The following is a 12,852-nucleotide window of genomic DNA, read 5'->3' on the forward strand; positions in this document are numbered from 1 at the left end:
GTGAGGAAATCGCTGCCGGAGTCTGAGCCTCCGCGCCGGGTGCTGCGGGTGTTGTGTTTACCATGTCCAGTACAGGACGCAACCATTCGCGATCTCCATAGTGATTCAGCATCACTGCCGGGAACTACCGCTGTCTTATCTTAAGTACATCAGGAGTTATCATAAATGCAACATTTATTTTACCTGAACGTAACTTTAAGACTGTCCCTACAGTGGAAATCAGTCTCATACAGGAATATTACAGAAATATAACAGCAGGACAGGCATATGAAAAAATAATGTCCCCGCGAATTATCGCAGGGACAATTATCAGGCTTCAATCAACCCTTGAGCGAGATAGGCGTTGCGATCGCGTGCGCCAGGCAGGGCAAAGAAATAACCGCCGCCGATGGGTTTAATGTACTCTTCCAGCGCTTCCCCGTTTAAGCGTTTCTGTACGGTCAGGAAGCCCTTCTCCAGGTCGTGCTGATAGCAGACAAACAGCAGCCCCATATCGAGTTGGCCGGCGTTGGTTACGCCAAGTGAATAGCTATATCCCCGACGCATCATCAGGCTGGATTGTGTCTCTTTGGTACGCGGATTGGCCAGGCGGATATGGCTGTCCAGCGCGATGACATCGCCATTCGGATCGCTGGCGTAGTCAGGCACATCATGCTCGTTCTTCATCCCGAGCGGAGCGCCACTCTGTTTATCGCGGCCAAAAATCGTCTGCTGCTCTTTGAGCGGCGTACGGTCCCAGAACTCCACGTGGAACTGAATAATCCGCACCGCCTGATAACTTCCCCCCACAGCCCATGCCGGCTCGCCCTGATCGGCCGTCACCCAGACCACCTCTTTCATGAGCGGATCATTACGGCTGTCCGGGTTGGCCGTGCCGTCTTTAAAGCCCAGCAGGTTTACGGGCGTCTCTTTCCCTTTGCTGCGGGCGGCATGGTCAGAGATAAACCCTTCCCGCTTCCAGCGAACGCTCAGCAGGTCCGGCGTGTGCTTGATGATGTCGCGCAGCGCGTGGATCACCGTATCATGGGTGTTGGCGCAAATTTGCAGGAGCAGATCGCCGTGGCAGAGAGCAGCATCCAGAGAGTCATTCGGGAAACGCGTCATTTTCTGCAGCGCTTTTGGCTTCTGTTTTGCCAGCCCGTAGCGCGCATCAAACAGCGACTCACCGAGCGAAACGGTTATCGTCAGGTTATCCGGAGCGATAAATGCCCCGAGGATACCGGAGTCCATCGGCGGCAGACGCGGGTTAGGCGTGTCCGGCGCCGGACCACCGGCGGTGAGAAACGCGATGCGCGTCGTCAGCAGGCGGAACAAACGCTCAAGATCGGCTTTATCGCTTGCCAGCGAATCAAAAGCCACCAGCATCATGGAGGCCTGCTGTGGTGTCAAAATGCCCGACTGATGCTCACCATAAAAAGGCTGCGTCTCCATGCGTGCATTGGGTGACAGCGTGCCGGGAGCACTTTGCGGTTTCGCCGCATGCGCCACCGGGCACCCTCCGGCCAGAGCAAGGGCGCCCCCCAGCGCCCCTACTCCTTTTAACAATCGACGACGTGAAGGTTCCACCACGTCGTGTTCATTCTGCTTGTTCATCGTGCTTAATCCAGACCCAGTACGCCACGCAGCAGGGAGAGATCTTCCGCCAGTGTGGTAATCGGGCCTTTCAGCGCGTTACGGTCGGCATCGGTCAGTTTATCGTAGGTTTCAAACCCGTCTTTGGTACGGTACTTCGCCAGAATGGTGTCGACTTTTTTGAAGTTGGCATCCACTTTCGCCAGCAGTTCGCTGTTATCTTTCTGCAGCTGAGGACGCAGCAGATCGACAATTTTCTGCGCGCCATCGACGTTCGCCTGGAAGTCCCACAGGTCGGTGTGGCTGTAACGGTCTTCTTCACCGCTGATTTTACTGGCCGCCACTTCTTCAATCAGACCCGCGGCACCGCCCACCACTTTTGATGGCGGGAAGGCCAGCTCGCTGATGCGTTTTTGCAGCTCAAGCACGTCACTGTTCAGCTGATCGGCATATTTATCCATCCCTTTGAGAGTGTTATCGCCAAACAGGGCTTTCTCCAGACGGTGGAAGCCGGTAAATTTCGGGTCGGCTGCTTTTTGCTCAAAATCATCTTCACGGGCATCAATGCTGCCATCCAGGTCAGAGAACAACTCGGCAATCGGCTCAATCCGCTCGTAATGCTGGCGGGTTGGCGCATACAGGGATTTCGCTTTCGCGATATCGCCCGCTTTTACTGCATCGGTGAAGGCTTTGGTACCGGTAGCCAGGTCCGCCGTCTCTTTGATGACATACGCTTTATAAGCAGTAATCGCATCACCCAGGCTCAACAGGGCCGTGCCTTTTCCGGCGTCGGCCGTGGCGTCACCCTTCACGATAAGCTTGCCTTTAGGGTTCGTCAGCAGCCCGCAGGTCATCTCATATTCACCCGGCTGCAGGTTGGCGGTCATCTTCTGACTAAAGCCCGGCGCGATATTTTCACGCTCTTCCACCACCATGACGCCTTTCAGGATTTCCCACTCCAGCGCCTTCTGGCTGTGGTTCTGAATAATAAACTGGGTTTTGCCGCTGTTGACCGTGATGGTCATTGGCTCGCACTGCTTATCATTGACCGAAACCTTGACCTGCGGAACATCCGCGCCCCAGGCGGAAAATGCTGAAGCGAACAGCGCGGCAATGCCTGCGCATAACGCACTACGACGGAACTGAATTGCCATGACTCTTCCCTTTAAAAGTATGTTGTAACTAATGCAGACAGATTACGGCGCAACGCGCGACGTCTGAGTGCCGGTGCGCGGCGGCATGGCAAACAGCACCAGCGCCGGAACCAAATAGATAAAGTACATCGCCACTTCGCTGACGCTCGGCGTTTCCTGGTAACCAAAAATACCTTCGAGCAAGGTACCGGTCAGGGAATGCGTTGAGAGCACGTTACTGAGGTCGAACGCCACTTCCTGGAAGTGATTCCACAGGCCCGCTTCGTGGAAAGCGCGGATCGCCCCCGCCGCCAGCCCAGCGGCCACCAGCAGAATAAACAGGCTGGTCCATTTAAAGAACGCACCCAGGTTAAGACGAATGCCGCCCCAGTAGAGCAGGAAGCCCAGCACCACCGCAGTGGCCAGACCCAGCATCGCACCCAGCGGTGGCCAGATCCCCACATCCTGCTGAAATGCCGCCAGCAGGAAGAAAACCGACTCCAGCCCTTCCCGCGCCACGGCGAAAAAGACCATCATGATCAGCGCCCAGCCGTGGTTATTGCCCTTTTGCAGGGCGTTATCCACCGCCTGCTCCAGCTGCACCTTCACGTTGCGGGACACTTTACGCATCCAGAACACCATCCAGGTGAGGATTACCACGGCAATGACGGCCACGATCCCTTCAAACAACTCTTGCTCTTTCTGGGGAAACTCACCGGTGGTTTCATTGATAAGAATGCCAAGGCCCAGACAGAGTGCTGCGGCGAGGAATACCCCAATCCACATGACACCAATCCAGCGTCCACGCTGGGTTCGCTTCAGATAACTGGCGATGAGGCTGACGATGAGGGCCGCTTCGAGACCTTCACGTAACATAATGAGAAATGGAACAAACATGCCGACACCTTAAATGTTTATCGCGGTCAACTGATGCAAAGAAAGGTAAATTCTTGTGATAGTGATTATCATTACGCCAGCAAGAAAAACAAGCGAAATGTGTGTTGTTTTGATGACGAGTTGTAAACACCCAGCCTGGTAATAATTGCTGGCGTTATCGTTAAGTTTATAAGTTATAGCGAAAATGCCCATTTACGGTTAATCAGGGCTGTGGCTAAATATCTGCCTCAAAAACCAACTGAAAATTAACCATGTTTAACATTATCCATTTCCTGCTGGCGCTGGTGATTATTCTTGCGCTTGCCTGGCTGGTGAGTTTCGACCGCCGAAAAATTCGCATTCGTTTTGTCTTACAGCTGATTGTCATTGAAATAGCCCTGGCGTTCTTTTTCCTTCATGCCGAAAGCGGGCTGTTCATTATTAAATATGTCTCGGGATTCTTTGAGTCACTGCTGAAATTCGCGGCTGAAGGCACCAATTTCGTCTTTGGCGGGATGGGTGAAAAAGGACTGGCGTTCATTTTCCTCGGCGTACTCTGCCCGATTATTTTTATCTCCGCACTGATTGGTATTCTTCAGCACTGGCGAATTCTGCCGATTTTTATTCGGGTAATCGGGACACTGCTGTCAAAACTGAATGGCATGGGTAAGCTGGAATCGTTCAACGCGGTGAGCTCGCTGATCCTCGGACAGTCTGAAAACTTTATTGCCTACAAGGGTGTACTGGGCGACCTCTCCTCTCGTCGTCTCTTCACCATGGCGGCCACGGCCATGTCGACGGTATCTCTGTCGATTGTCGGTGCCTATATGACCATGCTCGACGCCAAATTTGTCGTTGCCGCGCTCATCCTGAACATGTTCAGCACCTTTATTATTCTCTCCATTATCAACCCGGCGCGCCCGGAAGCAGAGCCGGACATCAAGCTTGAAAAGCTGCACGAGTCCCAGAGCTTCTTCGAAATGCTTGGCGAGTATATTCTGGCCGGTTTTAAAGTGGCGATGATTATTCTGGCGATGCTGATTGGCTTTATTGCCCTTATTAGCGCCGTTAACGCCCTCTTCTCCAGCGTATTTGGTATGAGCTTCCAGCAGATCCTGGGCTATGTATTTTACCCGCTGGCATGGCTGGTCGGTATTCCGCTGAGCGACGCGTTGAATGCCGGCAGTATTATGGCAACCAAGCTGGTCGCAAATGAATTTGTGGCAATGATTGAGCTGCAAAAAATTGCGCATCAGATGTCACCACGCGGACTGGGCATTTTGTCCGTTTTCCTGGTGTCGTTCGCTAACTTTGCCTCTATCGGCATTGTGGCCGGGGCGATCAAAGGCCTGAACGAGCAACAGGGGAACGTGGTATCGCGTTTTGGCTTACGTCTGGTGTATGGCGCGACGCTGGTCAGTTTGCTGTCCGCCAGCTTTGCAGGACTGGTGCTGTAAGCGATAACGGCGGGTTCTCCCGCCGTCTTTCATTAAAACTGCACGCACACCGGCTGATCGACCCGCATCACCGACTCCTGCGCGAAGCGTGATTTATAAATACCGCGCAACGCTTCAATATTCTTCTCGCTCTGCGCATCTTTACCGTGGATCAGCATAAGCGCCTTGCTCGGTTCACGCGCCACTTTCCCGTCGTTACCCAGCCACTGCCCGCGCGCATCAAAGACCGTCAGGCCATCGCGAAAACGCGGCGTCACGTCCTGGTCAACGAACTGCTGCCACTCGCCGGGGGTGATTTGCGCCCCTGCGGGACGGTTTAGCCCGAAATAGAGCGTGGTTTGCTGCATCTGGTTATCCGCTTTGCAGGTCTCCATCGCCGCGTGTTGCGACGGCACACTGCAGCCCGCCAGCATCAATACTGCCGCTGCCATTACCCCTGTTTTGATTGTCATGCTTCGCTATCCTCATTGTTATAAGCACAGCGATATCATCGTAAATTGCGGATTTTGGCAAGAAAAAAGCCGGGTAGCGCTCACGCTTACCCGGCCTGACTATCAGCGAAAAAGATTACTCAGCCTGCAGCTTAGACGGCGGTGCAGTGTGATAGTGTGCGTCTGCTTCAGCAAAACGTTTCTGCATTGAGGCAGAAGGCGCTTTACCCAGCAGGCTGAACACCACAATGCCGATACTGCCGAAGATGAAGCCCGGGATAATTTCGTACAGACCGAGCCAGGCGAACTGCTTCCAGACGATCACGGTAAGCGCACCGATAATCATCCCCGCCAGCGCGCCGTTGCGGGTCATGCGCGACCACAGCACCGAGAAGAGCACCACCGGACCAAACGCCGCACCAAAGCCCGCCCACGCGTAGCTCACCAGGCCCAGCACGCGGTTCTCAGGGTTTGCCGCCAGCGCAATGGCAATTAAGGCCACCACCAGCACCATGAAACGCCCCACCCATACCAGCTCTTTCTGGCTCGCATCTTTACGCAGGAACGCCTTGTAGAGGTCTTCGGTGATTGCACTTGAGCAGACCAGCAGCTGGCAGCTCAGGGTGGACATCACGGCCGCCAGGATCGCGGAGAGCAGAATACCGGCAATCCACGGGTTGAACAGAATGCCCGCCAGTTCGATGAACACACGCTCGGCGTTCTGGTTTACTGCACCTGCCTGCGCCGGGTTATTGTTGAAGTAAGCGATGCCGAAGAAGCCAACCGCACAGGCACCCGCCAGACAGAGGATCATCCACGTCATACTGATACGACGGGCATGAACAATCGTGTGGTGAGAGTCAGCGGCCATGAAGCGCGCCAGAATGTGCGGCTGACCGAAGTAGCCCAGACCCCAGCCCATCAGAGAAACGATGGCGACAAAGTTCAGCCCTTTCAGCATGTCGACGTTTTCAATGCTCTTCTGCTTAATCACTTCAAGCGAATCAGCAAAGCCGCCGACGGTGAAGATGACAATGACTGGCGTCAGGATCAGAGCGAAGATCATCAGGCTCGCCTGCACGGTGTCAGTCCAGCTTACGGCCAGGAAACCGCCCACGAAGGTATAAAGAATGGTTGCCGCAGCACCGGCCCACAGCGCCGTTTCATAGCTCATGCCGAAGGTGCTTTCGAACAGGCGCGCACCGGCCACAATGCCAGAGGCACAATAGATGGTGAAGAACACGAGGATAACCAGCGCAGAGATAATGCGCAGCACGCGGCTGTTATCTTCAAAGCGTCCGGTGAAGTAATCCGGCAGGGTCAACGCATTGTTGTTGGCTTCGGTATGCACGCGCAGACGGCCTGCAACCAGCTTCCAGTTGATCCATGCCCCGACGGTCAGGCCAATGGCAATCCAGCTTTCAGAAATACCGGAGATGAAAATCGCCCCCGGCAGCCCCATCAGCAGCCAGCCGCTCATGTCGGACGCGCCCGCAGAGAGTGCGGTGACCATCGGCCCTAAGCTACGCCCGCCCAGAATGTAGTCGTCAAAGTTCTTTGTTGAACGCCATGCCAAAAACCCTATCAGGATCATGCCAAATATATAAACGAGAAATGTCACCAGCATCGGTGTGCTAATTGCCATTCAAATTCTCCAAAATGTCGAGCGACAACCGTCCGGGTTGCCTTGTTATGTCATCACCGGAACGTAGTGATGTGTGTATGTGTTTCTGTTGGCCGCGCGTATCCTGCCGTAAGCAGTGCTCGCACACAAACGATTTAACACTGCATTTACATCAAATTCATCCCTGGTTTTATACGTCTTTCGTATAGGTTGCACTCGCTCACGCTTTTACGGGTTGCACCTTTTAAAAGTGTTAAGTCCCGCATAAAAACAGGCCTCTCATCCAGAAACCAGCACTTTTTCCAGCTAACCATCTCTTAACAATCCATTCATTTCCTGGGTTGCAAACCAGGTCACATTTAACACGGTTGCACAAAGTTGCAACATGGTGGATATTTCACGCTATCGATAGCACACGACGACAGAACAACAGGAGCTTTGGCATGGGTATGACCACCATGGGGGTTAAGCTGGATGACGCAACCCGCGAACGGATTAAGACCGCAGCAACCCGCATTGACCGCACGCCGCACTGGCTAATCAAGCAGGCGATTTTTAACTACCTCGAAAGGCTCGAAAGCGATGAGGGGCTGCCAGAGCTGCCCGCGTTGCTGGCGGGTGCGGCCAATGAAAGTGATGAGGTTTCCGCCGCTGCTGACGAAAACCATCAGCCGTTCCTTGAATTCGCCGAGCAGATCCTGCCTCAGTCGGTCAGCCGCGCCGCCATTACCGGTGCTTACCGTCGTGCCGAAACCGACGCCGTACCGATGCTGCTGGAGCAGGCCCGTCTGCCAGAAGCCATTGCCTCTCAGGCGCACAGCCTGGCGTATCAACTTGCCGATAAATTGCGTAACCAGAAAAATGCCACCGGCCGCGCCGGAATGGTACAGGGTCTGCTGCAGGAGTTTTCCCTCTCCTCTCAGGAGGGCGTAGCGCTGATGTGTCTGGCGGAAGCGCTGTTGCGTATTCCTGACAAAGCCACCCGTGACGCACTGATCCGCGACAAAATCAGCAACGGTAACTGGCAGTCACACATTGGCCGCAGCCCGTCGCTGTTCGTCAACGCGGCGACCTGGGGCCTGCTGTTTACCGGCCGACTGGTCTCGACTCATAACGAAGCCAACCTCTCTCGCTCCCTGAACCGCATCATCGGCAAGAGCGGTGAACCGCTGATCCGCAAAGGCGTGGATATGGCGATGCGCCTGATGGGCGAGCAGTTTGTTACCGGCGAAACCATCGCGGAAGCGCTGGCCAACGCCCGTAAGCTCGAAGATAAAGGTTTCCGCTACTCTTACGACATGCTGGGTGAAGCGGCGCTGACCGCCGCCGACGCGCAGGCTTATATGGTCTCTTACCAGCAGGCGATTCACGCCATTGGTAAAGCGTCAAACGGTCGTGGTATTTATGAAGGCCCGGGGATCTCCATCAAGCTCTCGGCCCTGCATCCGCGCTACAGCCGTGCGCAGTACGACCGGGTGATGGAAGAGCTCTATCCGCGCCTGAAGTCTCTGACCCTGCTGGCGCGCCAGTACGACATCGGTATCAACATCGATGCCGAAGAGGCCGACCGCCTGGAGATCTCCCTCGATCTGCTGGAAAAACTGTGCTTCGAGCCGGAGCTGGCAGGCTGGAACGGAATTGGTTTCGTTATCCAGGCGTATCAGAAACGTTGTCCGTTCGTGATTGATTACCTGATTGACCTGGCAAGCCGCAGCCGCCGTCGCCTGATGATCCGCCTGGTAAAAGGCGCCTACTGGGACAGCGAAATTAAACGCGCCCAGATGGAAGGTCTGGAAGGCTATCCGGTCTATACCCGCAAGGTTTACACCGATGTCTCATACCTTGCCTGCGCGAAAAAACTGCTCGGCGTGCCGAACCTGATTTACCCGCAGTTTGCCACCCATAACGCCCACACTCTGGCGGCCATCTACAGCCTGGCCGGTCAGAACTACTATCCGGGTCAGTATGAGTTCCAGTGCCTGCACGGCATGGGTGAACCGCTGTACGAGCAGGTCACCGGTAAAGTGGCGGATGGCAAACTGAACCGTCCGTGCCGTATTTATGCCCCGGTGGGCACCCATGAAACCCTGCTGGCGTACCTGGTGCGTCGTCTGCTGGAGAACGGGGCGAACACCTCCTTCGTTAACCGTATCGCCGATACCACCCTGCCGCTTGACGAGCTGGTTGCCGATCCGGTGCAGGCGGTTGAGAAGATGGCGGCCCAGGAAGGTCAGATTGGCCTGCCGCATCCGAAGATCCCGCTGCCGCGTGAACTGTACGGCAAAGGTCGCGTGAACTCCGCGGGCCTGGACCTGGCGAACGAACACCGTCTGGCCTCCCTCTCCTCCGCCCTGCTCAACAGCGCGCTGCAGAAATGGCAGGCCAAACCGATTCTGGAGCAGCCCGTCGCTGATGGCGAAATGCAGCCCGTGATTAACCCGGCGGAGCCAAAAGATATCGTCGGCTACGTGCGGGAAGCAACCGAAGCAGAAATGGATCAGGCGCTGGACAGCGCGGTGAATAACGCGCCAATCTGGTTCGCAACGCCGCCGCAAGAGCGTGGCGCCATTCTGGAACGTGCTGCGGTGCTGATGGAAGACCAGATGCAGTCGCTCATCGGGATCCTGGTACGCGAAGCAGGTAAAACCTTCAGCAACGCCATTGCCGAAGTTCGTGAAGCGGTCGACTTCCTGCACTACTACGCAGGCCAGGTTCGTGATGATTTCGATAACGAAACCCACCGTCCTCTCGGTCCGGTGGTGTGTATCAGTCCGTGGAACTTCCCGCTGGCGATCTTCACCGGCCAGATTGCCGCCGCACTTGCCGCAGGCAACAGCGTGCTGGCAAAACCGGCGGAGCAGACCCCGCTGATTGCCGCTCAGGGTATTAACATTCTGCTGGAAGCGGGCGTGCCTGCGGGTGTCATACAGCTGTTGCCGGGCCGCGGTGAAACGGTTGGGGCGAAACTGACCGCCGATAACCGTGTGCGCGGCGTGATGTTTACCGGCTCAACTGAAGTGGCCTCCCTGCTGCAGCGCAATATTGCCACCCGTCTTGATGCGCAGGGGCGTCCAACGCCGCTCATCGCTGAAACCGGCGGCATGAACGCCATGATCGTCGACTCCTCCGCGCTCACCGAGCAGGTGGTGGTCGATGTTCTCGCCTCCGCCTTCGACAGCGCGGGCCAGCGCTGTTCCGCCCTGCGCGTGCTGTGTCTGCAGGATGACGTGGCAGACCACACGCTGAAGATGCTGCGCGGCGCGATGGCCGAATGTCGTATGGGTAACCCGGGCCGTCTCACGACCGATATCGGGCCGGTTATCGACGCGGAAGCCAAAGCAAATATCGAAAACCACATTCAGACCATGCGCGCCAAAGGCCGTCCGGTCTTCCAGGCCGTGCGTGAAAACAGCGAGGATGCCCGCGAGTGGCAGACCGGCACCTTTGTGCCGCCAACGCTGATTGAACTGGCCAGCTTCGACGAACTGAAAAAAGAGGTCTTTGGCCCGGTATTGCACGTGGTGCGCTACAACCGTAACAACCTCAACGAGCTGATTGAACAGATTAACGCCTCTGGCTATGGCCTGACCCTCGGCGTGCATACCCGCATCGATGAGACCATCGCTCAGGTGACCGGCAGCGCTAAAGTAGGCAACCTGTACGTCAACCGTAACATGGTCGGCGCGGTAGTGGGCGTACAGCCGTTCGGCGGTGAAGGTCTGTCAGGTACCGGTCCAAAAGCCGGTGGTCCACTCTACCTGTACCGTCTGCTGGCAAACCGTCCGGACAATGCGCTCGGCGTGACGCTGGCACGTCAGGATGCCGAACGTCCGGTGGACGCGCAGCTGAAGGCCGTGCTGACACAGCCGCTGGAGGCGCTCATCACGTGGGCAGAAACACGCCCGGAACTGCGCGCTGTCGCACAGCAGTATGGCGAACTGGCGCAGGCGGGAACGCAGCGCCTGCTGCCGGGGCCAACCGGTGAGCGCAACACCTGGACGCTGATGCCGCGCGAGCGTGTGCTGTGCGTGGCGGACAACGAGCAGGATGCGCTGGTTCAGCTGGCCGCCGCTGCTGCAACCGGTTGTGAAGTGCTGTGGCCGGAAGATGCACTGCATCGTGACCTCGCGAAACAGCTGCCGAAAACGGTCTCTGCCCGCATTCATTTTGCGAAGCCCGATGCTCTGCTGACTCAGTCGTTTGATGCCGTTATCTATCACGGTGATTCCGACCAGCTGCGCGAACTGTGCGAGCAGGTAGCGGCCCGCAGCGGTGCGATTGTTTCGGTACAGGGCTTTGCCCGCGGCGAAACCAACCTGTTGCTGGAACGTCTGTACGTTGAGCGCTCGCTCAGCGTGAACACCGCGGCGGCGGGCGGTAACGCGAGCCTGATGACAATCGGTTAATCGTGTAAAATATCCCCGGTGGCACTACGCTTACCGGGGTGACAAAATAACCAGGGCCGGATAAGCACAGCGCATCCGGCTTTTTTACATGGAGGGGATGATGAAAAGATATCTGATCGCGGGGGCTGCATTGCTGCTGAGCGCGAACGCGCTGGCAGAAGAGTGCGCAAATGCGACCACCCAGCTTGAAATGAACACCTGTACGGCGCAGCAGTACCAGGCAGCCGATAAAAAACTGAATCAGACGTATCAGGCTGCCATCAAACGCGCAGAAGCCCCACAGCGTGAGCTTCTGAAAAAGGCACAGCAGGCGTGGATTGCCCTGCGCGATGCCGACTGCAACTTTATCGGGTCGGGTACTGAGGGAGGCAGCGTCCAGCCGATGATCATCAGCCAGTGCCTGAACGAAAAAACCGTTGAGCGTGAAGCGTTTCTTGCCTCACTGATGCAGTGTGAAGAGGGCGATTTAAGCTGCCCTCTTCCGCCGGGAAACTAACGCACGCGGATCCCTTCAATGATCATCTGCTGAACGTTTTCCAGCGTGCTGTGGAAAAACGCCTCATCCTGAAGCGTCTTACCGGTTACCGCTTCAACCTGGGCCGCAAAGTCAGCGTAATGCTGAGTGGAGGCCCAAATCATAAAGATCAGATGATGTGGGTCAACTGGAGCCAGCTTCCCGCCCGCCACCCATCCGGCAATAATGGCCGATTTCTCGTCAACCAGCTGTTTTAAATCCCCGGTCAGTTCCGCCTGCAACAGCGGTGCACCCTGCAGCATCTCCAGGCAGAACAGCCGTGACGCCTGCGGATAATCACGCGACACCTCCAGCTTCAGGCGAATGTACTCCCTGATTGCCACCAGCGGGGCAAGCTCTTCGCGAAACGCCTTAAGCGGCGCCAGCCAGATATTGAGGATCTGCTGCATCACCGCAATATAAAGCGCCTCTTTCGACGGGTAGTAGTAGAGCAGATTCGTTTTCGACACACCGGCCTGTTCCGCCACCTGCTCAAGGCGCGTGCCATGAATACCAAACTGCGAAAAGGTCTCCAGTGCCGCACCGAGGATGGCCTGCTTCTTCGCACTGACCGCCTGCGAACGTTTACCGGGTGTTTTCACTGCACCTTGTGTCATTCCCGCTCTCCATATTTTGCGTTGCCATCAGCATAGCAAAACCCCTCACCGACCACGACACTCTGCACTCCGATCGCGCATGAATGCCTGTTTTCTGTGCAATGTTTTTGACCATTTAGTCCACATTTGCATACCTCAATTAACCAACCATTGATTAACACATTAATAACAAAGCCATTTTCAAAACTGGCATTGCCTTTGCAAAACCCTCTTTACCTGCAA

At 56.0% G+C, this 12,852-nt stretch carries 9 protein-coding genes; 3 read left to right on the forward strand and 6 right to left on the reverse strand.

Annotated elements, in window-relative coordinates; all coding sequences use genetic code 11:
- Positions 1-309: 309 nt before the first annotated feature.
- Genes efeB through efeU form a run of 3 tightly spaced genes read right to left on the reverse strand, consistent with a single transcriptional unit; the run spans position 310 to position 3,602 of the window.
- Complete coding sequence (gene efeB / locus HV157_RS04745; RefSeq protein WP_182268447.1) at positions 310-1,593, reverse strand: iron uptake transporter deferrochelatase/peroxidase subunit; 1,284 nt, start codon at positions 1,591-1,593, stop codon at positions 310-312.
- Positions 1,594-1,598: 5 nt separating this feature from the next.
- On the reverse strand, positions 1,599-2,726 hold the full coding sequence (gene efeO / locus HV157_RS04750) for an iron uptake system protein EfeO (RefSeq protein ID WP_063858501.1): 1,128 nt from the start codon (positions 2,724-2,726) through the stop codon (positions 1,599-1,601).
- A 42-nt stretch (positions 2,727-2,768) separates the two neighbouring features.
- Entirely contained in the window at positions 2,769-3,602 is an 834-nt protein-coding gene (efeU, locus tag HV157_RS04755; RefSeq protein ID WP_020884710.1) for an iron uptake transporter permease EfeU, read from the reverse strand.
- A gap of 251 nt (positions 3,603-3,853) precedes the next feature.
- Between efeU and HV157_RS04760 the strand changes: the two genes are divergently transcribed.
- Complete coding sequence (locus tag HV157_RS04760; protein ID WP_014169507.1) at positions 3,854-5,038, forward strand: nucleoside transporter C-terminal domain-containing protein; 1,185 nt, start codon at positions 3,854-3,856, stop codon at positions 5,036-5,038.
- 32 nt (positions 5,039-5,070) lie between these two features.
- On the opposite strand, the gene HV157_RS04765 is transcribed toward HV157_RS04760, so the two are convergent.
- A complete protein-coding gene (locus HV157_RS04765; protein WP_182268446.1) occupies positions 5,071-5,490 on the reverse strand; it encodes a DUF3574 domain-containing protein in 420 nt (139 codons plus the stop codon).
- A gap of 115 nt (positions 5,491-5,605) precedes the next feature.
- Positions 5,606-7,114 (reverse strand): sodium/proline symporter PutP, encoded by a 1,509-nt coding sequence (putP, locus tag HV157_RS04770; RefSeq protein WP_020884712.1) that lies wholly within the window; start codon positions 7,112-7,114, stop codon positions 5,606-5,608.
- Between the two features lie 422 nt (positions 7,115-7,536).
- Between putP and putA the strand changes: the two genes are divergently transcribed.
- Together putA and HV157_RS04780 are read left to right on the forward strand one after the other, a co-directional pair.
- Positions 7,537-11,499, forward strand: a complete 3,963-nt coding sequence (putA, locus tag HV157_RS04775) for a trifunctional transcriptional regulator/proline dehydrogenase/L-glutamate gamma-semialdehyde dehydrogenase (RefSeq protein WP_182268445.1) — start codon at positions 7,537-7,539, stop codon at positions 11,497-11,499.
- A 100-nt stretch (positions 11,500-11,599) separates the two neighbouring features.
- A complete protein-coding gene (locus HV157_RS04780) occupies positions 11,600-11,995 on the forward strand; it encodes a lysozyme inhibitor LprI family protein (protein ID WP_020884714.1) in 396 nt (131 codons plus the stop codon).
- Here HV157_RS04780 and rutR read toward each other — a convergent pair.
- Positions 11,992-12,630: an HTH-type transcriptional regulator RutR gene (gene rutR / locus HV157_RS04785; RefSeq protein WP_063156153.1), complete on the reverse strand. Its 639-nt coding sequence runs from the start codon at positions 12,628-12,630 to the stop codon at positions 11,992-11,994. The genes HV157_RS04780 and rutR overlap by 4 nt on opposite strands.
- Positions 12,631-12,852: the final 222 nt, after the last annotated feature.

This window comes from Enterobacter sp. RHBSTW-00318 (genome assembly GCF_014101375.1).
Lineage (GTDB): Bacteria > Pseudomonadota > Gammaproteobacteria > Enterobacterales > Enterobacteriaceae > Enterobacter > Enterobacter ludwigii.